General features: G+C 73.6%; 22 protein-coding genes. 11 read left to right on the top strand and 11 right to left on the bottom strand.

The window, feature by feature from the left end; all coding sequences use genetic code 11:
• Positions 1-36 precede the first annotated feature (36 nt).
• A complete protein-coding gene (locus ACVV2G_RS03620) occupies positions 37-1,671 on the bottom strand; it encodes a solute symporter family protein (protein ID WP_453841095.1) in 1,635 nt (544 codons plus the stop codon).
• The gene (locus tag ACVV2G_RS03615) at positions 1,668-2,024 is read right to left on the bottom strand and encodes a DUF485 domain-containing protein (protein WP_375922535.1); all 357 of its coding nucleotides are present in this window, start codon (positions 2,022-2,024) and stop codon (positions 1,668-1,670) included. The genes ACVV2G_RS03620 and ACVV2G_RS03615 overlap by 4 nt, the downstream gene beginning before the upstream one ends.
• Before the next feature lie 265 nt (positions 2,025-2,289).
• Between ACVV2G_RS03615 and ACVV2G_RS03610 the strand changes: the two genes are divergently transcribed.
• The 9 genes from ACVV2G_RS03610 (at position 2,290) to ACVV2G_RS03570 (ending at position 13,452) form a co-directional block, all read left to right on the top strand.
• A complete protein-coding gene (locus tag ACVV2G_RS03610; RefSeq protein WP_453841094.1) occupies positions 2,290-3,861 on the top strand; it encodes a S8 family serine peptidase in 1,572 nt (523 codons plus the stop codon).
• A 53-nt stretch (positions 3,862-3,914) separates the two neighbouring features.
• On the top strand, positions 3,915-5,435 hold the full coding sequence (locus ACVV2G_RS03605) for a S8 family peptidase (RefSeq protein ID WP_453841093.1): 1,521 nt from the start codon (positions 3,915-3,917) through the stop codon (positions 5,433-5,435).
• A 158-nt stretch (positions 5,436-5,593) separates the two neighbouring features.
• Positions 5,594-7,069, top strand: coding sequence for a CoA transferase (locus ACVV2G_RS03600; protein ID WP_453841092.1), 1,476 nt, complete (start codon positions 5,594-5,596; stop codon positions 7,067-7,069).
• Positions 7,070-7,212: 143 nt separating this feature from the next.
• Entirely contained in the window at positions 7,213-8,211 is a 999-nt protein-coding gene (locus ACVV2G_RS03595; RefSeq protein ID WP_453841091.1) for a CopD family protein, read from the top strand.
• 248 nt (positions 8,212-8,459) lie between these two features.
• Positions 8,460-9,446 (top strand): DEDDh family exonuclease, encoded by a 987-nt coding sequence (locus tag ACVV2G_RS03590; RefSeq protein ID WP_453841089.1) that lies wholly within the window; start codon positions 8,460-8,462, stop codon positions 9,444-9,446.
• Between the two features lie 287 nt (positions 9,447-9,733).
• Positions 9,734-9,967, top strand: coding sequence for a hypothetical protein (locus ACVV2G_RS03585; protein ID WP_071528763.1), 234 nt, complete (start codon positions 9,734-9,736; stop codon positions 9,965-9,967).
• 67 nt (positions 9,968-10,034) lie between these two features.
• On the top strand, positions 10,035-10,829 hold the full coding sequence (locus ACVV2G_RS03580) for an SURF1 family cytochrome oxidase biogenesis protein (protein ID WP_453841087.1): 795 nt from the start codon (positions 10,035-10,037) through the stop codon (positions 10,827-10,829).
• 75 nt (positions 10,830-10,904) lie between these two features.
• A complete protein-coding gene (locus tag ACVV2G_RS03575; protein WP_453841086.1) occupies positions 10,905-12,692 on the top strand; it encodes a glycoside hydrolase family 15 protein in 1,788 nt (595 codons plus the stop codon).
• Positions 12,693-12,696: 4 nt separating this feature from the next.
• Entirely contained in the window at positions 12,697-13,452 is a 756-nt protein-coding gene (locus ACVV2G_RS03570; RefSeq protein WP_453841085.1) for an SDR family oxidoreductase, read from the top strand.
• Between the two features lie 60 nt (positions 13,453-13,512).
• Here the strand turns inward: ACVV2G_RS03570 and amaP are convergent, their stop codons facing one another.
• From amaP to ACVV2G_RS03545, 5 genes are read right to left on the bottom strand one after another with little or no spacing between them, the layout of a single operon-like run.
• Positions 13,513-14,100, bottom strand: coding sequence for an alkaline shock response membrane anchor protein AmaP (amaP, locus tag ACVV2G_RS03565; protein ID WP_453841084.1), 588 nt, complete (start codon positions 14,098-14,100; stop codon positions 13,513-13,515).
• Positions 14,097-14,756 carry a DUF6286 domain-containing protein gene (locus ACVV2G_RS03560; protein WP_453841083.1) on the bottom strand — a complete coding sequence of 220 codons (660 nt, stop codon included), beginning with the start codon at positions 14,754-14,756 and terminating at the stop codon, positions 14,097-14,099. The genes amaP and ACVV2G_RS03560 overlap by 4 nt, the downstream gene beginning before the upstream one ends.
• Positions 14,753-15,136: a hypothetical protein gene (locus ACVV2G_RS03555; RefSeq protein ID WP_453841082.1), complete on the bottom strand. Its 384-nt coding sequence runs from the start codon at positions 15,134-15,136 to the stop codon at positions 14,753-14,755. Before ACVV2G_RS03555 ends, ACVV2G_RS03560 begins: the two co-directional genes overlap by 4 nt.
• Positions 15,133-15,318: a hypothetical protein gene (locus ACVV2G_RS03550; RefSeq protein ID WP_453841081.1), complete on the bottom strand. Its 186-nt coding sequence runs from the start codon at positions 15,316-15,318 to the stop codon at positions 15,133-15,135. Before ACVV2G_RS03550 ends, ACVV2G_RS03555 begins: the two co-directional genes overlap by 4 nt.
• Positions 15,319-15,350: 32 nt before the next feature.
• On the bottom strand, positions 15,351-15,833 hold the full coding sequence (locus ACVV2G_RS03545; protein WP_453841080.1) for an Asp23/Gls24 family envelope stress response protein: 483 nt from the start codon (positions 15,831-15,833) through the stop codon (positions 15,351-15,353).
• 87 nt (positions 15,834-15,920) lie between these two features.
• On the opposite strand from ACVV2G_RS03545, the gene ACVV2G_RS03540 reads away from it, so the two are divergent.
• On the top strand, positions 15,921-16,655 hold the full coding sequence (locus ACVV2G_RS03540; RefSeq protein WP_453841079.1) for a nucleopolyhedrovirus P10 family protein: 735 nt from the start codon (positions 15,921-15,923) through the stop codon (positions 16,653-16,655).
• A gap of 17 nt (positions 16,656-16,672) precedes the next feature.
• Here the strand turns inward: ACVV2G_RS03540 and ACVV2G_RS03535 are convergent, their stop codons facing one another.
• The 3 genes from ACVV2G_RS03535 to ACVV2G_RS03525 all read right to left on the bottom strand — a co-directional run bounded on the left by ACVV2G_RS03535 (position 16,673) and on the right by ACVV2G_RS03525 (position 19,789).
• Entirely contained in the window at positions 16,673-17,476 is an 804-nt protein-coding gene (locus tag ACVV2G_RS03535) for an enoyl-CoA hydratase/isomerase family protein (RefSeq protein ID WP_453841078.1), read from the bottom strand.
• Between the two features lie 158 nt (positions 17,477-17,634).
• Positions 17,635-17,856, bottom strand: coding sequence for a helix-turn-helix domain-containing protein (locus ACVV2G_RS03530; RefSeq protein WP_189421730.1), 222 nt, complete (start codon positions 17,854-17,856; stop codon positions 17,635-17,637).
• 334 nt (positions 17,857-18,190) lie between these two features.
• Entirely contained in the window at positions 18,191-19,789 is a 1,599-nt protein-coding gene (locus ACVV2G_RS03525; RefSeq protein ID WP_453841077.1) for an ABC-F family ATP-binding cassette domain-containing protein, read from the bottom strand.
• 339 nt (positions 19,790-20,128) lie between these two features.
• Here ACVV2G_RS03525 and ACVV2G_RS03520 point away from each other — a divergent pair, with 339 nt between their 5' ends.
• Complete coding sequence (locus tag ACVV2G_RS03520) at positions 20,129-20,533, top strand: VOC family protein (protein ID WP_453841127.1); 405 nt, start codon at positions 20,129-20,131, stop codon at positions 20,531-20,533.
• A gap of 84 nt (positions 20,534-20,617) precedes the next feature.
• Here the strand turns inward: ACVV2G_RS03520 and ACVV2G_RS03515 are convergent, their stop codons facing one another.
• A complete protein-coding gene (locus ACVV2G_RS03515; RefSeq protein ID WP_453841076.1) occupies positions 20,618-22,045 on the bottom strand; it encodes a hypothetical protein in 1,428 nt (475 codons plus the stop codon).
• Positions 22,046-22,186 lie beyond the last annotated feature (141 nt).

Here is a 22,186-nt window from a genome sequence, read left to right as displayed (position 1 = left end):
ACGAGCGGCCGCGCCCCGGGGTGCCCGGTCCGCGGCTCAGTGCGCTCCGGTGCCGGTCAGGGACCGGACCTCCAGCTCGGCGTACTTCGCCTCGTCGGGCTTCTCCTTGGACAGGACCGTGCCGAGCCAGCCCATGAGGAAGCCGAACGGAATGGAGATGATGCCCGGGTTCTTCAGCGGGAACCAGGCGAAGTCCACGTCGGGGAACATCGCCTTCGGGTCACCGGACACCACGGGCGAGAACAGCACCAGGCCGACGGCGACGATCAGGCCGCCGTAGATCGACCACAGGGCGCCCTGGGTGGTGAACCGCTTCCAGAAGAGGCTGTAGAGGATGGTCGGCAGGTTGGCGGAGGCGGCGACCGCGAAGGCCAGGGCCACCAGGCCGGCCACGTTCAGGTCGCGGGCGAGGGCGCCGAGCGCGATGGAGACGACGCCGATGAGGACGGTCGCCCAGCGGGCCGCCCGCATCTCCTCCTTCTCGGTGGCCTGGCCCTTGCGGATGACGTTGGCGTAGATGTCGTGCGCGAAGGACGAGGACGAGGCGAGGGTGAGGCCGGCGACCACGGCGAGGATGGTCGCGAAGGCCACCGCCGAGATCGTGGCGAGCAGGATCGCGCCCCAGGCCGAGTCGACGCCGCCCACGTGCAGGGCGAGCAGGGGCGCGGCCGTGTTGCCGGACGGGTTGGACTCGATGATCTCCTTCTGCCCGACGAGCGCGGCGGCGCCGAAGCCGAGCGCGATGGTCATCAGGTAGAAGGCGCCGATGATGCCGATCGCCCAGTTCACGGACTTACGGGCGGCCTTGGCGTTGGGCACGGTGTAGAAGCGGATCAGGATGTGCGGCAGGCCGGCCGTGCCGAGCACCAGGGCGATGCCCAGGGAGATGAAGTCCAGCTTGGTGGTGCCGGTGGCGCCGTACTGGAGGCCCGGCTCCAGGAAGGCGGCCCCCTTGCCGCTGTTCTCGGCGGCGGTACCCAGCAGGTCGGAGATGTTGAAGTCGAACTTCAGCAGTACCAGGAAGGTGATCAGGACGGTGCCGCCGATCAGCAGCACGGCCTTGACCATCTGGACCCAGGTGGTGCCCTTCATGCCGCCGATGGAGACGTAGACGATCATCAGGAGGCCGACGAGGGCGACGATGAGGATCTTGCCGGCGTCGGAGGTGATGCCGAGGAGCAACGAGACGAGGATGCCCGCGCCCGCCATCTGCGCCAGCAGGTAGAAGATCGACACGACGATCGTGGAGGTTCCGGCGGCGGTGCGCACGGGGCGCTGGCGCATGCGGTACGCGAGCACGTCGCCCATGGTGTAGCGGCCGGAGTTCCTGAGCGGCTCGGCCACCAGCAGCAGGGCGACCAGCCAGGCCACCAGGAAGCCGATGGAGTACAGGAAGCCGTCGTAGCCGAAGAGGGCGATGGCGCCGGCGATGCCGAGGAAGGAGGCGGCCGACATGTAGTCGCCGGAGACGGCGAGGCCGTTCTGGAAGGCGCTGAACTGGCGGCCGCCCGCGTAGAAGTCGGCGGCGTCCTTGGTCTGGCGGCCCGCCCAGACGGTGATGCCGAGCGTCGCGAGGACGAAGACCGCGAAGAGGGTGATGATCAGCGGGCGGTGCTCGCTGGCCTCGTTGGCGGCGAGCTGGGCGGCGAGAACGGTCTGTGCGGTGCTCATGCGCCGCCCTCCATCCGGGACTTGATGGCCTCGGCCTTGGGGTCGAGCTTCGCGGCGGCGTACCGCGAGTACCACCAGGCGATGAGGAACGTGGTGACGAACTGGGCGATGCCGAAGACGAAGGCGACGTTGATGTTGCCGAACAGCTTGGTGCCCATGAAGCCGCCGGCGTAGTTCGACAGCAGCACGTACAGCAGGTACCAGGCCACGAAGGCGATCGTCAGCGGGAAGGCGAAGGAGCGGAAGGAGCGGCGCAGTTCGGCGAACTCAGCGCTCTGCTGCACTTCGGAGAACTCCTCGGCGGAGGGAAGTGGGCGTTCCTCTTTCGAGGGGGGCGGTGCGTCGGTGGCCACGGAGTCTCCTCGTACGACGGACGTGACGGCTTGGAAGTAGGTGTTCCGGCGGGGGCCCGGACGTGCTCGGGCTCCCTGCCCAACGACACGGCGCCCCACGGGGACCGGTTCAACACGCGGGGCACTTTCCGAAGTCACCTGCGGTGGGTCATTGCTGGCCAGCGGGTGCGGGGGATAGCTTCGCCCTGCACCACTCCGTCATGTACCTGCCCGAGCACCACCTGTGCGTCGGGCCGGTTTCGTTTCCGGATGATGTGGAGACCCCATGGTTCATCTGTCTACGTCGCCCACCGCGCGGGCGCCGCGTTCCAGACGGCGGCTCGCTCTCGCCGTACCGGTCGTGCTGTCGCTCACCGCGTCGCTCGGTTTCCTGCCGGCGGCCGCTTCGGCCGCCCCGGCCGGGTCCGCCGCCGAGACGGCGCGGGCCGACCGCGCCTCGGACGCGCCCCGCCTGGCCTACGTCGTGAACACGAGGACGGACCACCGCACGCTCGCGTCGGTGAAGCGTGCGATAGCCGAGGCCGGCGGGAGCGTCGTCACCACGTACGAGAAGATCGGCGTGATCGTCGTCCACTCCGCCAACCCGGACTTCGCCACGACCGTCCGCAAGGCGCGCGGGGTCCAGTCGGCGGGCGCGACCCGCACCGCGCCGCTGACCGCCGCCGGCACCACCGACCAGGGCGCCGCCGAGATGCTCTCCGCCGAGCAGGCCGCGAGGACCGCCCGGGCGTCCGAGGCCGCGGGGGCCGGCGAGCCGCTGGAAGCGGACCAGTGGGACCTGCGCGCGATAGGCGCCGACAAGGCCGCGAAGATCAACCCCGGCAGCTCCCGGGTCACCGTCGCCGTCATCGACACCGGCGTGGACGACACCCACCCCGACCTCGCCCCGAACTTCTCCGCCGCCCAGTCCGCCAACTGCGTCGGCGGCAAGGCGGACACCAGCGAGGGCGCCTGGCGGCCGTACACCGCCGACGACTACCACGGCACCCACGTGGCCGGTGAGATAGCCGCCGCCCGCAACGGCGTCGGCGTCGCCGGTGTCGCGCCGGGCGTGAAGGTGTCGAGCATCAAGGTGAGCGACCCGGACAACGGGCTCTTCTACCCCGAGAACGTCGTGTGCGCGTTCGTGTTCGCCGCCGACCACGGCGTGGAGATCACCAACAACAGCTACTACGTGGACCCCTGGCTGTACAACTGCATGGACGACCCGGACCAGCGCGCGATCGTCGACGCGGTCAACCGGGCCCAGCTCTACGCGCAGCGCAAGGGCACCCTGCACCTGGCCTCCGCGGGCAACTCCAACCACGACCTGGACTCCGACGCGATCGTCGACGACTCCAGCCCCGACGACTCCACGCCGGTGACGCGGACCGTCGACCCGCACGAGTGTTTCGACCTGCCGACCCAGCTCCCGGGCATCGTCACCGTCAGCGCGACGGGCGTCGACGAGGAGAAGTCCTACTACTCCTCGTACGGCAAGGGCGTCGTCGACGTCGCGGCGCCGGGCGGTGACGCGCGCTACCAGATCCCGGACACGCCGTCGAAGAACGGCCGCATCCTGTCGACCATGCCCGACAACGAGTACGCCTGGCTCCAGGGCACCTCGATGGCCGCGCCGCACGCCGCGGGCGTCGCCGCGCTGCTGAAGTCGAAGCACCGGCACGCCTCCCCGGCGATGCTTCAGGCACTGCTGAAGGCCCAGGCGGACAACCCGGGCTGCCCGGCCTCCTACGACCAGGACGGCGACGGCGCCCAGGACGCCACCTGCGAGGGCGGCGCGCGGGTCAACGGCTTCTACGGCTTCGGCATCGTGAACGCGCTGCGCGCGGTGAGGTGACCGGCCTCCACAGCTTCCCAGCCCCTCCCGGAACGAAACTGGAGACATCGCACATGACAGCGCACCACCCGCGTCACCGTCGCGCCCTCGTGATCCCGGCCGGCCTGGCCGTGGCCGCGTCCCTCGCCGTCCTGCCCGGCGTCCCGGCCACCGCCGCCGAGGCCGCTCCCGCGGCCACGGCCGAGGCGTCGTCCTCACTGAGCTACGTCGTCAACGTCCGCCCCGGGCACGGTCCCTCGGCGCACGTGAAGCGGGCGATAGCCAAGGCCGGCGGCACGATCGTGACGTCGTACGACCGGATCGGCGTGGTCGTCGTCCACTCCGCGAACCCGGACTTCGCCAAGACCGTCCGCAAGGCGCGCGGCGTGCAGTCGGCCGGTGCCACCCGCACCGCGCCGCTGCCCTCGGCCGCCACGACCGACGTGGGCACCCCGAAGGTGCTCAGCGGCCGGGAGGTCGCCGCCGCCGAGGCCGCCGAGGGCCAGGACCCGCTGGAGTCCCTCCAGTGGGACCTGCCCGCCATCAAGGCGGACAAGGCGCACGAGAAGTCGCTGGGCAGCAAGAAGGTCACCGTCGCGGTGATCGACACCGGCGTGGACGACACCCACCCGGACATCGCCCCGAACTTCGACCGGGCCGCCTCCGTCAACTGCGTCTCCGGCAAGCCGGACACCAGCGACGGGGCCTGGCGGCCGAGCGCGGCGGAGAGCCCGCACGGCACCCACGTGGCCGGCGAGATCGCCGCCGCCAAGAACGGCGTCGGCATGACCGGCGTGGCGCCCGGGGTGAAGGTCTCCGGCATCAAGGTGTCCAACCCGGACGGCTTCTTCTACACCGAGGCAGTGGTCTGCGGCTTCGTGTGGGCGGCCGAGCACGGCGTCGACGTGACCAACAACAGCTATTACACCGACCCGTGGTACTTCAACTGCAAGAACGACCCGGACCAGAAGGCGCTCGTCGAGGCCGTCACCCGGGCGTCGAAGTACGCGGAGAAGAAGGGCGCGGTCAACGTCGCCGCGGCGGGCAACGAGAACTACGACCTCTCCTCCGACGAGATCACCGACCCGTCCTCGCCGAACGACACGACGCCCGGCGACCGGGTGGTCGACCCGTCGGAGTGCCTCGACATCCCGACGCAGCTGCCCGGCGTCGTCACGGTGGCCTCGACCGGCGCGAAGGGCCTCAAGTCGTCCTTCTCCAACCACGGGCTGGGTGTCATCGACATCGCCGCGCCCGGCGGCGACTCGACGGCCTACCAGACGCCGGAACCGCCCGCGACCAGCGGTCTGATCCTCGGCACGCTGCCCGGCGGCAAGTGGGGCTACATGGCCGGTACGTCGATGGCGTCCCCGCACGTCGCGGGCGTCGCCGCCCTGATCAAGTCGACGCACCCGTACGCCTCCCCGGCCATGGTCAAGGCCCTGCTGTACGCCCAGGCCGACGCCACGCCGTGCACCAAGCCGTACGACATCGACGGCGACGGCAAGGCCGACGCGGTGTGCGAGGGCTCGAAGAACCGCAACGGCTTCTACGGCTGGGGCATGACCGACGCGCTGGACGCGGTCACCTGGTGACCGTTTCCTGAGCGGTGACCACACGCGCGTGAAGCGGGCCGGGGCAGCCGACCGGCCCGCTTCACGCGTGCGGGGCGCGGGACCGGTGCCGCACTGCCCGGCCGCGGGAGATGCGGCGGGCAGGGGGAGACGCGGCGGGCATGGCAGATTTGGCGGTCATGACAGACGTAACAGACGTGACGGGCGGGGCGAACACGGCAGGCATCGCGCACGTGTGGTCCGCGCTGGGGGGTGATCCCGCCCTGGTGTCCGCGGTGTCGGGGGGCGGGCGCCGCGAGGTGCTCGGCGCGCGGCTTCCGGTGCGGGACCTGGCGCGGGCGTGTGTCGGCGCGTGTGCGCTGGCCGCGGCCGAACTGGCGGCGCGGCGGGCGGGGCCGGCCAAGATGCCCGGGGTGCGGGTGGACGACGGGGCCGTCGCCGCGGCCTTCACCAGTGAGCGGCACCTGCGGGTGGGCGGGCGCGAGCCGGTGACGTTCGCGCCGTTGTCCCGGCTGTGGCGGACGGCCGACGGGTGGGTGCGCACCCACGCCAACTACCCGCACCACCGGGCGCGGCTGCTGGCGGCGCTGGACACGCCCGCGGACGTGGGTGCGGTGGAGTCGGTGCTGGCCGGGCGGTCCGCCCTGGAGGTCGAGGAGACCGTGTACGCGGCCGGCGGGCTGGCCGTCGCGCTGCGCACGCCCGGTCAGTGGGCGGCGTCCGCGCAGGGGGCGGCGGTGGCCGGGCGGCCGTTGGCCGAGCGGGGGCGGCTGGACGCGTCACGCGCGCGTGGGTTCACCTCGTCGCTCCCCGCGTCCTCCTCGTCGCCCCTGCTGCCCGCCGCCGGGCTGCGCGTCCTGGATCTGACCCGCGTCATCGCGGGGCCGGTCGCCACGCGCACGCTGGCCCTGCTCGGCGCCGACGTACTGCGCGTGGATCCGCCGGGGTTGCCGGAACTGCCGGACCAGCATGCCGACACGGGCTTCGGCAAGCGGTCCGCGACGCTGGACCTGACCGTGGACCGGGAGGCGTTCGAGGAGTTGCTCGGTGCGGCCGACGTGGTCGTCACCGGGTACCGGCCGGGCGCGCTGGACCGGTTCGGGCTCTCCCCCGAGGAGCTGGCGGCGCGCAGGCCGGGGCTGGTCGTGGCGCAGTTGTCGGCGTGGGGCGCGTACGGGCCGTGGGCCGGGCGGCGCGGCTTCGACAGCCTGGTGCAGGTGGCCACCGGGATCGCCGCCGTCGAGGGGACGGCCGGGCGGCCGGGCGCGCTGCCCGCGCAGGCCCTCGACCACGGCAGCGGCTACCTGCTGGCCGCCGGGGTGCTGCGGGCGCTGACCGAGCAGACGTACGAGGGCGGCAGCCGGTACGTCCGGGTGGCGCTGGCACGGACCGCGGCCTGGCTGACGGGCGGGCTCCGGCCGGACGGCGGGGACGGGTCCGCACAGGCGCACGGCACCGGCCGGCCCTGCGGGAGCGACGATGCGGGCCGGGCGGGCGCGGCGGCGGGCCCGGGCCCGGAGCCCTGGCTCGCCGAGCGGGACAGCCCGCTGGGACGGCTGCGGTACGCCCTGCCGCCGGTGTCCTTCGCGGGCGGGCCCGCCGACTGGGCGCGCCCGCCGGGGCCCTGGGGCGCGGACACCGCGCGCTGGACGTGACGCGTCGCTCGCCCTCCCGCCGGCCGGCCGCCGAACCGTACGGCGGCCGAGGACGTCCTCTTGTACGCCATGCCGGGCCGCCGGCCGTTCTCCGGAACGTGCCCGGATCCGGAGGAGCTGGTGAAGATCCCGAGGTGACCTTGATGAGAGCCCCGTCCCGGGCCGCCGGTGCCGGACGGCACGCGCAGCCTTCCGGCACCGGCCGTGCCGCGGCCGTGCTGGTGCTGGTGGTGCTGGCCGCGTTGATACCCCTCCTCGGTCCCGCTCCCGCCCTGCACGGCACCGGGGAGGCGGAGGCACCCGGCGCCGGCGGTATCGCCCTGCTGCGCACGGTGCTCTTCGCCGCGCTGAGCGTTCCGGTCGGCGAGCTGTTCGTGAACCGGCTGGCCCGTGCGCTTCCCGGCACTCCCCCGGAGCGGCCCCGCAGTTGGTCGCCGCACGCCGCCGCCGTCGGCTTCGTCGCCGCGCTGGGGCTGGCGTCGGTGGTGGCCACCGGAAACCTGGTGCCGGCCGGCGTCGCGGACATCGACGTCGGCGGCCTCTACGAGTCCCGTGAGGGCAGACTCGCGCTCCTGGAGGTCAACGCCTTCCTCGCGGCCGGCTTCTGCGCCGGCTCGCGCCGGCCGGGCCTCCAGGTCTGGCCGCCGGCCGCGGTGATCGTCGCGGAGGCGCTGCGCGCGCACCCGCCGACCGAGTACAGCCCGCTGATCGGCTCGGGCCTGACCCTCGTCCATCTGACGTGCGCGTCGCTGTGGGTGGGCGGTCTGCTGTACGCGCTGCGGATGCTGCGGAGCCGGGGGGACGCCGGGACGGGGGCGGCCCTGCTGGGGCTCTACGCGCGCGTGGCGGCCGTCCTGCTCGCGGCCATCACGGCGACGGGGGTGTGCAGTTCGCTGCGCCGCATGCCACCGGGCACGCTGGCGGACCAGCTGACGGACACGGCGTACGGACGGGTCCTGCTCGCCAAGGTGATCCTCGTGGCCGCCGTCGCCGCCCTCGCCCTGTGGGCCAGGATCCGGCTGCGCCGCGCACCCGACCCGCTGGACGCCTGCTCCCCCGCGCGCGCGGAGGTCGTCGCCCTGGGTGCGGTGGTCGCGGTGTCGGGGCTCCTGACCGCCCTTCCGGTGCCGATCCGGTGGTGAGCCGGCGCCCGTGACCGAGTGCGCGGACCGGCCTCCCGGGCCTCGCCGCGCGTGCGCTCCGTCACGGTGGACAGGACCGCACCGGGCACGCCGCGGGCCCCGCGCCGGCGCCCCGGACCGCCCCCTTCCCGCGCTGCTGCCACAACCCGGGACCGGGGGCGGGAAGTTGACGGAGGGATCGTTTCGCCGGGCGCCGCGGGGCACCTGCGGGACCGGAGTGTCAGTCGCGGGCCGTATCCTCGTGAACCATGCTCGAAGACCGCACGACCGCAGCGTCGTCCGCCACGGTGTGGCCGGCCGCGTATCCGCAGGGGTACGCGGTCGTTGACGTGGAGACCACCGGCCTGGCCCGCGACGACCGCATCATCTCCGCGGCCGTCTACCGACTGGACGCCCGCGGTGAGGTCGAGGACCACTGGTACACACTGGTCGATCCCCAGCGCGACCCGGGCCCGGTGTGGATACACGGCCTGACGAGCGAGGCGCTCCGGGGAGCGCCGCTCTTCCCGGACGTCGCCGAGGAGTTCGCGGCCCGGCTCGACGGGCGGGTGCTCGTCGCGCACAACGCGGTCTTCGACTGGCAGATGATCGCCCGCGAGTACGCGCGTGCGCGGCGCGAGGCGCCCGTGCGTCAACGGCTGTGCACCATCGCGCTCGCCAAGGCGCTGGAACTGCCGCTGCCCAACCACAAGCTGGAGTCGCTGGCCGCCCACTTCGGCGTCGTGCAGCAGCGGGCGCACCACGCGCTGGACGACGCGCGGGTGCTGGCGGAGGCGTTCCGGCCGAGCCTGCTCGCGGCGGCGGCGGGCGGCGTGCGGCTGCCGCTGCACGAGTGCCGGCCGCTGACCGAGTGGTCGGACCGGCCCGCCCCCAGGATCGGCCCGCAGGCCGGCTACGGCGGCTACCGGCAGACCGGTTGGCGCCCCTCCCGCAAAAGGCCCGCATGCCCCTATCCCAACCCGGGCCGTTACGAAGAGGGCAAACGCCTCAAGCAGGGCATGCGGGTCGCCTTCTCGGGTGACACCTCCGTCGAGCGCGACCTGCTGGAGGACCGCGCGACCGAGGCCGGACTGCACGTCGCCACCAGCCTGTCCCGGCTGACCAGCCTGCTGGTCACCAACGACCCGGACTCGGGCACGTCCAAGGCGGTCAAGGCCCGCCAGTACGGCACGCCGGTGGTGGACGAGGCGGCGTTCGGGCAGCTGCTCGGGGACGTCGAGCCCGCGGACGGCTGAGCGCGGTCCGCGGGCGGAGCACGGCGGGAGCGCGGGCACGGGCGTCTACGTGCGTGGCTGCGGGGCGTACGGACGCGCGGCTGCGGGGGCGAGCGGTTGCGTAGACGCACGGGCGAGCGGTTGCGTAGGCGCCGCCCGTGCGCGTGGACGGGCGGCGCCCCGATGCGTGCGCGGGCAGTACCCCGATGCGAACGCGGGCGGCGGGCGCGCCGTACGGACGGGTGATTCCGGGCGACTCGCCCGCCGCCCGCTCGCCCGCGCCGCGGCGACGGCCCACCCTGTGGCGCATGGCGACATGCGAAGTCTGCGGCAACAACTACGGAATGACCTTCGAGGTCCACGCCCAGGGAGCGGTGCACGTCTTCGACTGCTTCTCCTGCGCGATCCACCGGATGGCCCCCATCTGCGAGCACTGCCGGGTGCAGATCATCGGGCAGGGCGTCGAGGTCGAGGGCCACTGGTACTGCGGCGCCCACTGCGCCCGTGCCGAGGGAAGGGCGGGGATCGTCGACAAGGTCTAGCCACCGGCGGCCGCGCGAGGCCGTACCCGCCGCACCGCGCCCCACGACCGAGTTGTACCGTCGTGGGGTGTACCGCTTCCTGTTGTCCCGCCAGTGGGTGATCCTCACCCTCGTGGCGCTCGCGCTCATCCCGACGATGATCGAGCTGGGCTTCTGGCAGCTGCACCGCCACGAGCACAGGGTCGCCCTGAACGAGGTGATCGGGGACTCCCTGGCGGCGGAGCCCGTGCCGGCCGAGTCCCTGACCTCGCCGGGAGCGAAGGTCGACGACGCGGACCTCTACCGCCGGGTGACCGCCACGGGCCGCTTCGACCGGGCCGGCGAGGTCGTCGTGCGCCGGCGCACCAACGCGGACGACCGGGTCGGCTACCACGTCCTGACCCCCTTCGTCCTGGACGACGGCAAGGTCCTGCTCGTCAACCGGGGCTGGGTCCCGTCCAACGGCGCCAGCCAGACCGCCTTCCCCGAGGTCCCGGCGCCCCCGGCGGGCGAGACCACCGTCACCGGCCGGCTGATGCCCGACCAGACGACCGAGGACAGCGGCATCAAGAACGTCGAGGGTCTCCCCGACCGCCAGGTCATGCTGATCGACAGCGAGCAGCAGGCCGAGCGCCTCGGCAAGCAGGTCCTCGGCGGATACGTCGAGCTGACCGACCCCGGGCCCGTCGGCGACACCCCCGAACTCATCGCGGAGCCCGACCACGACGGCATCGGCAATCACATGGCGTACGCCGTCCAGTGGTGGCTGTTCGCCGCGGGGGTCCCGGTCGGCTGGTTCGTGCTGGTCCGCCGCGAGGCGAGGGACCGGGCGTCGCAGGACGAGCAGGACACCGCGGAGGCGGCGGAGCCCGCGGCGGTCTGATCCCCAGGACGCCGCCGGGTGGGAGGACGGCAGCGGATCCGATTGCTCCGGCCGTGGTCGGGAAGACGGAATCCCGTGCACTCCACCATCGAAGACTATGCGCTCATCGGCGACCAGCAGACCGCGGCCCTGGTCGGTACGGACGGTTCCGTGGACTGGCTGTGCCTGCCCCGCTTCGACTCCGCCGCGTGCTTCTCCAGACTCCTCGGCGACGAGGAGAACGGCCACTGGCGCATCGCCCCCAAGGGCGCCGAGCGCTGCACGCGGCGTGCGTACCGGCCGGACACCCTCGTCCTGGACACCGAGTGGGAGACCGAGGGCGGCTCGGTGCGGGTCACCGACTTCATGCCCCAGCGCGACCGCGCCCCCGACCTGGTGCGCGTCGTGGAGGGGCTGAGCGGCGAGGTCACCGTGCACAGCGTGCTGCGGCTGCGCTTCGACTACGGCTCGGTCGTCCCGTGGGTGCGCAGGTCCGACGGGCACCGGGTGGCCGTCGCCGGACCGGACTCGGCGTGGCTGCGCAGTGAGCCGGAGGTGCGCAGCTGGGGGCAGGACTTCGGAACGCACGCCGAGTTCACCGTCGCCGCGGGTGAACGGGTCGCCTTCGTCCTCACCTGGCACCCCTCGCACGAGCCCCGCCCGGCGCTGGTGGACCCGTTCATCGCCCTGGAGCACAGCGTCGAGGACTGGCGTGCCTGGTCCGCGCACTGCCGCTACGACGGTCCGTACCGGGACGCCGTCATGCGCTCCCTGATCACCCTGAAGGCGCTCACCTACAAGCCCACCGGCGGGATCGTGGCCGCGCCCACCACCTCGCTGCCCGAGGAGCTGGGCGGCGTGCGCAACTGGGACTACCGGTTCTGCTGGCTGCGCGACTCCACCCTCACGCTGGGCGCCCTGCTGGCGGCCGGGTACCTGGAGGAGGCGGAGGCCTGGCGCGACTGGCTGCTGCGCGCGGTCGCGGGCAATCCGTCCGATCTCCAGATCATGTACGGCGTGGCGGGCGAGCGGCGGCTGCCCGAGTTCGAGCTGCCGTGGCTGTCCGGATTCGCCGGGTCCACCCCCGTACGCATCGGCAACGACGCCGTGAACCAGCTCCAGCTGGACGTGTACGGCGAGGTCATGGACTCCCTGTCGCTGGCCCGGCTGGCGGGGATGCACCCGCAGCCGCAGATGTGGGAGCTGCAGTGCGCCCTGATGGACTTCCTGGCCACGGCGTGGCGGGAGCCCGACGAAGGGCTGTGGGAGGTGCGCGGCGGGCGCCGGCAGTTCGTGCACTCGAAGGTGATGGCCTGGGTGGCGCTGGACCGGGCGGTGCGCACCCTGGAGGACCATCCCGAGCTGGGCGGAGGCGACCCGGACCGCTGGCGCGCACTGCGCGACGAGGTGCACCGGGAGGTGTGCGAGAAGGGCTACGACCCCGCGCGCAACACCTTCACCCAGTCCTACGGCTCCGCGGAGCTGGACGCCTCGCTGCTGCTGATCCCGCGCGTGGGCTTCCTGCCGCCGGACGACCCGCGGGTCGTCGGCACGGTCGACGCGATCGGCGCGGAGCTGACCCGGGACGGCCTGGTGCGCCGCTACAGCACCGAGGGTGTCCCGGTCGACGGGCTGCCGGGCGGCGAGGCGACCTTCCTGGTGTGCTCCTTCTGGTACGCGGACGCCCTGCACGCGACCGGCCGGACGAAGGAGGCCCGGGAGCTGTTCGAGCGGCTGGTGGGACTGGTCAACGACGTCGGGCTGCTGGCCGAGGAGTACGACCCGGTCTCCCGTCGCCAGCTCGGCAACTTCCCGCAGGCGTTCAGCCACGTCGGCCTGGTGAACACGGCCCTCGCCCTGTTCGGGGGCGAGAGGGCAGGATAGGACCATGGATCTTGGACTGAAGGACCGGGTGTACGTCGTCACGGGAGCGACCCGGGGCCTGGGCAACGCCTGCGCGCGGGAACTGGTCGCCGACGGGGCGAAGGCGGTCGTGACGGGGCGGGACGAGCGGAGCGTCGCGGAGGCCGCGGACGCGCTGGGCCCGGGTGCCGTCGGGGTGGCCGCCGACAATGCCGACCCCGAGGCCGCCGGCCGGCTGATCGCGACCGCCCGGGAGCGCTTCGGCCGCTTCGACGGTGTGCTGATCAGCGTGGGCGGCCCGCCGCCCGGGTTCGTCGCCGACAACACGGACGACCAGTGGCAGACGGCGTTCGAGTCGGTGTTCCTCGGCGCGGTCAGGCTGGCCCGCACGGCGGCGGCGGAGCTGGAGGCGGGCGGCGTCATCGGCTTCGTGCTCTCGGGCTCGGTGCACGAACCGATTCCCGGCCTGACCATCTCCAACGGCCTGCGGCCGGGACTGGCCGGCTTCGCCAAGTCCCTCGCCGACGAACTGGGCCCGCGCGGCATCCGGGTCGTCGGCCTGCTGCCGGGCCGGATCGACACCGACCGGATACGGGAGCTGGACGGCATGTCGGCCGACCCGGAGGCGACGAGGACGGCGTCCGAGTCCCGCATCCCGCTGCGCCGCTACGGCGCCCCCGAGGAGTTCGGCCGCGCGGCGGCGTTCCTCCTCTCCCCCGCCGCGTCCTACGTGTCGGGCGTGATGCTGCCGGTGGACGGCGGGGTACGGCACGGCTTCTAGATCACCGGGGCCACGCGCCGGCCGGGCAGACGGCGCCCGCTCGGCGGCGCCCCGAGCGCGTCAGCTGACCCGCTCGGCCCGGTGTCTGACGCCCTGGAGGTGGACCTCCGCCGGGAGGGCCGCGAGGTTCGCCGAGGTACGGGCGTGGTCCAGGGCGTGGGTGGTGAGGTCGTCCAGTGCGGTGCCGGGGTCCGCGTGGGGGGCCAGCAGCAGCCGGACGCGGGCCGCCGGGGCGTCGCGACGGCCGGTGAGCCGGACCTTGGCCCGTTCGACCCCGTCCACCCGTCCCGCCTCCCCGGCGAGGGCGTCCTCCAGGGCCCGGCCCCGCAGCACGGCGCCTTCACCGTCCCCGGTGTCGACGAGGACCTCGGTGAGCCGGCGGCGGCGCAGCACGGCCACGAGCCACCACAGGGCGAGCAGCAGCAGGGCGGCGAGCACGGCGATGACGACCGGCCACCACCAGCCGGAGTCCCGCCAGCGGGTCCGCTCGGCGTCGCCGAGCAGCACGTCGTGCGGCCCGTCGTGGAGCCACCAGCCGGGTGCGGCGGCGCCGAGCCCGACCGCCAGCACCGAGCCGCCCAGGGCGACCAGGGCGAGGCCCACCAGGCCGAGCAGGACACGGTCGACGGTCCTGAGCACCGCCCTCACCCCTTCCGTCCGGGCCGCGCGACACGGACGGACAGGGCGGGCCGTCGGGCCAGCCCCAGCCCGCCCACCGCGTCGTCGAGCACACCGTCCAGTTCGGCGCGCACGTCGTCCAGTTCCCTGAAGTGCGACACGGCACGCACGCGTGCCGTGCGGCGGCGCATCCGCACCCGCGCCGACTGCACCCCGGCGACCTCCATGGCCCGGTCGCGCAGCACCGTGGCGGCGGCGTCCCGGTGGAGCCCCGCGCGCACGTCCCGGTGAGCGCGCCGCATCGGCAGCACCTTGCGCAGACCCGGCGTGAGGGCCAGCAGGAGCAGCCACAGTCCCAGGGCCGCGGCGACTCCCGCGCCGACCAGCACCCAGGTGTCGTCGAGGGGGCGGTCGGCGAGCTGCCGGGCCAGGTCGCGGCGCCACCCGAGGGCGGCCCGGCCGGCGCGCACGGCGACGACGTCGTAGAGGAAGGCGGCCGCGACGAGCAGGAGCAGCAGCGCGACGATGCCCGCGGGGACGCGGCGGGCGGACCAGAAGCGGCCCTCCGTTCCGCGTCCGCCGTCGGGCGCGGGCGGGGGCCCGCCGGGGGCGGTCTCCTGCTCCGTGGCGGGCTCCATGACGGGCATGCGCCGGGTGCTGCCTTCGGTGCCCTGGGGCTCGCTCATCGCGTCCTTCCCTGTCTCGCGCCGTGCTCCGCCACCAGGTGCAGCCGCTCCACCTGGACGGCGACCTCCGGCACCGCCATTCCCACCAGCGCGCGGACCCGCTGGACGACCTGGTGCCGCACCCGTCCGCAACGGGCGCCGATGTCGCAGGGGTAGTCGAGTTCGAGATGGACCCGGACGTGGGCGGTGTCGTGGTGGACGACGACGGTGGCGTGCGGGCGCTCCGCGTCCGGGTGCAGCGGGCCGACCGCCTCGCGCGCCGCCTGCGCGGCGACCTTGGCGACGACCCGGTCGGCGATCCGGGTACCGCCGCGCTCGCCCGGCTCCACGACGGCCAGGGGTTCGAGGAGCTCACCGGCCCCGTCGCTCACGCCGGTCACCGCCGCCGGTCGTCGCGGGTGCGGAAGAAGTGACCGAGTTCCATGTCCCCCTCCAGAAGGCGGCCGGCGACGAACCCGACGGCCCCCAGGGCCGCCACCAGCAGAAAGGCACCGAAGCCACCGAAATACCCGGCGAAACCCAGCGCCATGCCGGCGATCATGCCGACCACGGCCATGTTCATGGTGCGCTCCCTTCGGTCCGCGTCCGTGTGTGTCACTTGATCCGGGGCTCCGGCTCCTCGTCCTCCTCGTCGGGCAGCTTCACGTCGCTCACCGCGATGTTGACCTCGACGACTTCCAGGCCGGTCATCCGCTCCACCGCCGCCACCACGTTCTCTCGCACATCCCGGGCGACGTCCGAGATCGACACGCCGTACTCGACGACGATCTCCAGATCGAGGGCGGTCTGCGTCTCACCGACCTCGGCCTTGACACCGCGCGTCACGCCCGACTTCGTCCCGCCGGGCACCCGGTCGCGCACGGCGCCGAAGGTGCGGGACATCCCGCTGCCCATCGCGTGCACGCCGGCGACGTCGCGTGCCGCCATTCCGGTGATCTTCTCCACGACGCCGTCGGCGATGGTGGTCCGCCCCCGGGTCCCGGGGGCTCCGCCGCCGCGCCGCGTCGTCTGGGCCTTGTCCGTCCCGGCGGGCTCCGTCGTCCCCTGTCCGGTGCGCTGGCTGTCCATGTCACTCATCGCCGTACGTCCCTTTCGGTCGTAGTCCTACGACCACGGTATGCGTGGTTGCGCCGCAGCGCGCCGCGGATGCGGCAGGCTGGAGGAATGACGACGGCGGACCGGTGGACGCGGACGGTACGGGAGCAGTTGGGGCTCGGCAGGCTGCTGCCGCTGGGCGGGCCGCGGGACGGCGCGTGGATCGCCGAACGGGCGGTGCGCGAAGCGCTGCTGGCCGCGGCCCGGGGCGTGACCGGGGTGCACCCGGGCGGCCTGCGCGTCGCGCCCGCGGATCCCGGGGAGGCCCGTGAACCGGTCGTGCCGCCACCGCCGAGCGCGCTGCCGCCCGGCCCGCTGCGGGTGACGGCCGACTTCGCGGCGACCGTCGGCTCCGCGGCGGCTGAACCCCTGCCCCGGACCGCCGACCGCCTGCGCACCGCGCTGGCGGCGGCGACGCAGCGTCTCGGCCTCACGGTGACGGACGTGGACCTGCGGGCGACGGCCCTGCTGGACGCGGACACGGCCCCGGAGCCCGCGCCCGGGCCCGGGGCTGAACCGCGGCCCCGCCCTGCCGCGGACCGGGAGGCCGGCGACGAGGGCCGTGCGGCCGCCGCCGCCCTGGCGGTTGTGGGCGTGTCGCGGCTGACGGCCACGCTGGGCCGTCCGGTCGACATCACGGAGCCGGCGCGGGGGGAGGCGCTGCCGCGCCGCCATGTCCGGGTGGAGCTGGCGGTGGGCGGGGACCACCGGGCCGTGGAGGTGGCCCTGCGGGTCCGTGCGGCGGTGTCGGACGCCCTGTCCGACCGTCCGTCAGTGGCGGTCCTGGTGACGGCGGTCGACTGAGCCGGTGCGTGCCGGGGTCACTCCCCGATACCGGCCAGGTCGCGCAGGCGGCGGGCCTGGGCGGCGCGTTCGGCGGCGCGCTGGCTCTCGTAGTCCCGGTCCCGGGCGCCCTGGAGCAGTGCCTTGGTCTCGACGACCGCGTCGCGCGGCGCGGCCAGGACCGCCGACACCAGGTCGTGCACGGCGCCGTCGAGCTGGTCCGCGGGTACGGCGAGGTTGGCCAGCCCGGTGGTGACCGCCTCCTCGGCCGTGACGAAGCGGCCGGTCGCGCAGATCTCCAGCGCCCGGGCATAACCGACCAGGGACACCAGGGGGTGCGTGCCCGTCAGGTCCGGGACCAGGCCGAGGCTGGTCTCGCGCATGGCGAACTGCACGTCGTCCGCGACGACCCGCAGGTCACAGGCGAGGGCCAGCTGGAAGCCCGCCCCGATCGCGTGCCCCTGCACGGCGGCGACCGACAGGATGTCGCTGCGCCGCCACCAGGTGAACGCCTCCTGGTACTCCGTGATGGTCGCGTCCAGTTCGGCGTCGCCGCCCCGTGCGAGGTCGATGAACGACGGTTCGCCGTCGAAGCCCTCGGGCGTGAACGCCTGCCGGTCGAGCCCGGCCGAGAAGGACTTCCCCTCGGCCCGCAGCACCACGACGCGGACGGAGCCCGGCAGCCGCCGGCCGGCCTCGGTGAGCGCCCGCCACAGAGCGGGACTCTGCGCGTTGCGCTTGGCCGGGTTGGTCAGCGTCACCGTGGCGATCGCGTCGTCGACGGTGAGCCGCACGCCGTCCTGGTCGAGCACGGGACCGGGGTCGTGGGCGGGCGAAGCCATGGGGCGCCTCCGAGAGATGCGGTCGTCGTCCCCACCGTGCGCCGGCCGGATCGCCGTACGACGGCAGAGCTGAGTGACTGCACAGTAACCACCCGGACGGTCTGCTGACCGGCCGGGTGGCCACCTTCACTTTCGGAGCTGAGACGCCGCCCGGGGAATCAGGCCGGTGTGGCCTTTTTGCCCCGGGTGGCCCCGCCACGCCCTCGCAGCGTGACACCCGACTCACTGAGCATGCGGTGCACAAAGCCATACGAGCGGCCGGTTTCCTCGGCCAACGCTCGGATGCTCGCACCGGCGTCGTACTTCTTCTTCAGGTCTGCCGCGAGCTTGTCGCGCGCGGCGCCGGTCACCCGGCTGCCCTTCTTCAGAGTCTCGGCCACCCGTGCCTCCTCATGGGAAGTGCGCTCTGGTCTCCTCATGATCACCCCTCGCGGGCTTCATGGCCACCCATTCGGCAAGGTCGATGAGACAGGGATGTGACGACAGGAGCGGGCCCCCACATATGGAATCTCTGATTCCGCAGGATCACGTCCGTACGGACGAACGAGTTTCCCTGCGAAGTACCAGGTCAGAAACGCGTCGCGGCCGAACCCCCGGCGATGGGGGTCCGGCCGCGAAATCGGTGTAGGACACACCTCGTGATGAGGAGATCTCACACAGATGGTGGATCACGGATCGGCCGAATGATCCATACCCGGTGGATCATCCATTCGATCAAGCCAGGGCGACGAGGTCCGCGTAGTCGGCGCCCCACAGGTCCTCGACGCCGTCCGGAAGCAGGATGATCCGTTCCGGTTGGAGCGCCTCGACGGCGCCCTCGTCGTGGGTGACCAGGACGACGGCGCCCTTGTAGGTGCGCAGCGCGCCGAGGATCTCCTCGCGGCTGGCCGGGTCGAGGTTGTTGGTCGGCTCGTCGAGCAGCAGCACGTTCGCCGAGGACACCACGAGGGTGGCCAGCGCGAGGCGGGTCTTCTCGCCGCCGGACAGGACACCGGCCGGCTTGTCGACGTCGTCGCCGGAGAACAGGAAGGAGCCCAGGGTCTTGCGGACCTCGACGAGGTCGAGGTCGGGGTTGGCCGAGCGCATGTTCTCGAGGACGGTGCGCTCGGGGTCCAGGGTCTCGTGCTCCTGCGCGTAGTAGCCGAGCTTGAGCCCGTGGCCCTCGACGACCTGGCCGGTGTCGGGCTTCTCGACGCCGCCGAGGAGGCGCAGCAGGGTGGTCTTGCCGGCGCCGTTGAGGCCGAGGATGACGACCCGGGAGCCCTTGTCGATGGCCAGGTCGACGTCGGTGAAGATCTCCAGGGAGCCGTACGACTTGGACAGGCCCTCGGCGGTCAGCGGGGTCTTGCCGCAGGGCGCGGGCTCGGGGAAGCGGAGCTTGGCGACCTTGTCGGACTTGCGCTCGGCCTCCAGGCCGGCCAGCAGCTTGTCGGCCCGGCGGGCCATGTTCTGCGCGGCGACGGTCTTGGTGGCCTTGGCGCGCATCTTGTCGGCCTGCGAGTGCAGCGCGGACGCCTTCTTCTCCGCGTTCTGGCGCTCGCGCTTGCGGCGCTTCTCGTCGGCCTCGCGCTGCTGCTGGTAGAGCTTCCAGCCCATGTTGTAGACGTCGATCTGGGAGCGGTTGGCGTCCAGGTAGAACACCTTGTTGACGACCGTCTCGACCAGGTCCACGTCGTGGGAGATCACGATGAAGCCGCCGCGGTAGGTCTTCAGGTAGTCGCGCAGCCAGATGATCGAGTCGGCGTCGAGGTGGTTGGTCGGCTCGTCGAGCAGCAGGGTGTCCGCGTCCGAGAAGAGGATCCTGGCCAGCTCGATACGGCGGCGCTGACCGCCGGAGAGCGTGTGCAGGGGCTGGCCGAGCACCCGGTCCGGCAGGTTGAGCGCGGCGGCGATGGTGGCGGCCTCGGCCTCGGCGGCGTACCCGCCCTTGGTGAGGAACTCCGTCTCCTGGCGCTCGTACTGCTTGAGCGCCTTCTCACGGGTGGCGCCCTGGCCGTTGGCGATGCGCTGCTCGTTGTCGCGCATCTTGCGGATCAGGGTGTCCAGGCCGCGCGCGGACAGGATGCGGTCGCGGGCCAGCACGTCGAGGTCGCCGGTGCGCGGGTCCTGTGGGAGGTAGCCGACCTCGCCGGAGCGGGTGATGGCGCCCGCTGCGGGCTGGCCCTCGCCGGCGAGGCACTTGGTGAGGGTGGTCTTGCCCGCGCCGTTGCGGCCGACCAGGCCGATGCGGTCGCCCTTGGCGACGCGGAAGGTGGCGCTTTCGATGAGGACGCGGGCACCGGCGCGCAGCTCGATGCCGGAGGCGGAGATCACGGTCAGGCTCCTGGGCGGGTGGGAGGCGGGGTGGGCGGCTGGAGGACGTTCCCGCCGTCTAATGCGCGAGGAGAATGGCCATGGGGCCAGTCTAACGGGGCCGTGCAACCACTTTTCCCGGGACGCCGGAGTCCGCGGTCCCCTGTTCGGGGCTCCCGTGTTCGGGGGCGGGGGTTCCGGGGCGGTGGCGCGGGTCCGGGGCCGGCGTCGGGGCCGGTGTCGGTGGGCGGTGCGAAACTGGGCGGCAGGGACGGACACCGGCAGCTTCCGAGTGGTACGGATCGTCACGGCGTCCGGCCCCCGGCACCGGCTCACAAGGGAGTGATCGGCATGGCAGGCATGGACGGCGACCGCCCGAGCGTCTACCCGACGCTGCTGTACGCGGACGCCGGGGCGGCGGTCCGGCAGCTCACCCGGGCCTTCGGGTTCATCGAACTGGCCGTGTACGAGGGCGAGGACGGCTCGGTGGTGCACGCCGAGCTGGCGCAGGGCAACGGCGCGGTCATGCTCGGCTCGAAGGGCACCGGCAGCCGTTTCGACGAGGCGATGAAGAACGCCGGCCCGACGGGGATCTACGTCGTGGTGGAGGACGTCGACGCCCATCACCGGCGGGCCGTGGAGCACGGCGCGGACATCCTGATGCCCCCCACGGACCAGGAGTACGGGTCGCGGGACTACATGGCCCGGGACCTGGAGGGCAACGTCTGGAGCTTCGGGACGTACGCGCCGGAGCTGCCTCGGTAGGGCCCGGCGGCCCCGGCGGCACCGGCGGCGAGGAGCGGGTGCGCGCCCGGCCCGGCCCCGCTGCCGCTGCCGCTGCCGCGACGGTCAGCTGCCCCCGGTGTGCACCTGGAAGGCCGCTCGGCGCACCGCCTTGGCCAGCGCGGGATCGGGGTGCGCGGCGGCCAGGGCGACCAGGACCTGCACGGTGCGGGGGTGGCCGACGGCCCGGACCTCGTCGAGCAGGGCCGGGACGGTGGGCTGCACCGCCGCCTCGAGGTGCCTGACGAGCAGCGGGGCCTCCCCGTGGTCGGCGACGGCGGCGGCGGTGTCCACCCACAGCCAGGTCGCCTCGTGGCGGGTGAGGACCTCGTGGGCGTCCTCGGGATCGGCACCCTCGTGCTCGGCCAGCCACAGCAGGGCGTACGGCCGCAGCGTCGGCTCCTCGACGACGGCACGGACGTCGGGCTCGGCGGGGGCGCCGACGACGCGCAGCGCCTCGAAGGCGAGGCCGCGCAGCAGGGCGTCGTCGCCGCGGGCGGCGCCGAGCAGCTCGGCGACGGCGCTGCCCACGGGGCGGGCGGCGAGCCAGGCGCGGTACTCGGCGCGGGCGGCGTTGGGGCGGAGCTGGGCGCAGCCGCGGAGCATGTTCTCGGCGGACTGCTCGATGTTGCCGGCGGGGCTCTGCGCGGCGACGCAGATCTGCTCCAGCTTGACCCAGACCGCCCAGCTGCCGAGCGGCGTGAGCGTGGCCTGACCGTCGCCGCAGGTGAGGGCGCCGACGGCGGCCAGGGCGTGCAGGGCCCAGTCGAGCAGGGGGCCGAGCGGGGTGCCGGTGCCCGCGTCCGGGGCCGGTGCGGCCGGGGCGGACTGCGGGGATCCCGGCTCCAGGCGGGGGCCGTAGGGCACCTCGCAGCGCTCGGTGCGCAGTTCGGTGACGCGCTGCTCCAGCAGGTCCAGGAGCTGCGCCACCGGCACGGGCCCCGCGGACAGCTGGAGGAAGGAGAGCACCTGGGGCATCGCCGAGACGACCTCGGCCACGGCGGCGGGCTCCTGCCCGGCGGGCTCGGGGTGGGCCAGCGACCAGGCGTCGAAGAGGGCGACCCAGCCACGCAGCACGGCGCTGTCGTCGCGGTTCCAGGCGCGCAGCCGCCAGCCGGGGCGGGCGCTGCCGCCGTGCACCTCGACCAGCCCGGCGAGCCGGGCGGTGTCCCAGTCGGCGCGGACCTGGGCCACGGTCAGACCCAGGTCCCGGGCCGCCTCGTCGGCGGTCGCGTCGGAGAGGGTGGCCTTGCCGTCGGCGGTCGCGTCGCCCCGGCCGGGGCCGAGCGCGTTGTCGGCCCAGCGGGCGACTCGGGCGGCGTCGGCCAGGCCGGAGCGCGCCATTCTGGCCAGCTCCGACCGGGCCGGTGTGCCCTCCGGGGGTCGCGGTGCGGCGCGGCGCGGGGGCCGCTGGTTCATCGCTGGTGGGGCGGCGGCCAGGGGTCGCGGGCGGACGAGTCGGAGCCTGGAGTCGCGCGGGATACGGGACGTCACGGGTGCAGTCTTCCGGTTGACGGTCCGAAAACCCAAACGGAACACCGTGCGCGGCTCCGGGGACGCCCGACGCGCGGGCCCTGAGCGTCGTCGGGGACGGGAACAGGCCAGTGGTACGACGCTAAACGGAACCGGAGCGGC

It is taken from the genome of Streptomyces sp. JK94 (genome assembly GCF_053613315.1).
The sequence above is the reverse complement of the archived record's forward strand: the minus strand, read 5'-3'. Positions and strand labels throughout refer to the sequence as shown.

What these genes read in the sequence shown, in the direction of transcription:
- ACVV2G_RS03585 (WP_071528763.1), top strand. Translation starts at nt 9,734, where the DNA reads ATGGCGACATGCGAAGTCTGCGGCAACAACTACGGAATGACCTTCGAG.
- ACVV2G_RS03545 (WP_453841080.1), bottom strand. Translation starts at nt 15,833, where the DNA reads ATGAGTGACATGGACAGCCAGCGCACCGGACAGGGGACGACGGAGCCC.
- ACVV2G_RS03590 (WP_453841089.1), top strand. Translation starts at nt 8,460, where the DNA reads ATGCTCGAAGACCGCACGACCGCAGCGTCGTCCGCCACGGTGTGGCCG.
- ACVV2G_RS03600 (WP_453841092.1), top strand. Translation starts at nt 5,594, where the DNA reads ATGACAGACGTAACAGACGTGACGGGCGGGGCGAACACGGCAGGCATC.
- ACVV2G_RS03540 (WP_453841079.1), top strand. Translation starts at nt 15,921, where the DNA reads ATGACGACGGCGGACCGGTGGACGCGGACGGTACGGGAGCAGTTGGGG.
- ACVV2G_RS03560 (WP_453841083.1), bottom strand. Translation starts at nt 14,756, where the DNA reads ATGAGCGAGCCCCAGGGCACCGAAGGCAGCACCCGGCGCATGCCCGTC.
- ACVV2G_RS03605 (WP_453841093.1), top strand. Translation starts at nt 3,915, where the DNA reads ATGACAGCGCACCACCCGCGTCACCGTCGCGCCCTCGTGATCCCGGCC.
- ACVV2G_RS03520 (WP_453841127.1), top strand. Translation starts at nt 20,129, where the DNA reads ATGGACGGCGACCGCCCGAGCGTCTACCCGACGCTGCTGTACGCGGAC.
- ACVV2G_RS03550 (WP_453841081.1), bottom strand. Translation starts at nt 15,318, where the DNA reads ATGAACATGGCCGTGGTCGGCATGATCGCCGGCATGGCGCTGGGTTTC.
- ACVV2G_RS03620 (WP_453841095.1), bottom strand. Translation starts at nt 1,671, where the DNA reads ATGAGCACCGCACAGACCGTTCTCGCCGCCCAGCTCGCCGCCAACGAG.
- ACVV2G_RS03535 (WP_453841078.1), bottom strand. Translation starts at nt 17,476, where the DNA reads ATGGCTTCGCCCGCCCACGACCCCGGTCCCGTGCTCGACCAGGACGGC.
- ACVV2G_RS03570 (WP_453841085.1), top strand. Translation starts at nt 12,697, where the DNA reads ATGGATCTTGGACTGAAGGACCGGGTGTACGTCGTCACGGGAGCGACC.
- ACVV2G_RS03610 (WP_453841094.1), top strand. Translation starts at nt 2,290, where the DNA reads ATGGTTCATCTGTCTACGTCGCCCACCGCGCGGGCGCCGCGTTCCAGA.
- ACVV2G_RS03595 (WP_453841091.1), top strand. Translation starts at nt 7,213, where the DNA reads ATGAGAGCCCCGTCCCGGGCCGCCGGTGCCGGACGGCACGCGCAGCCT.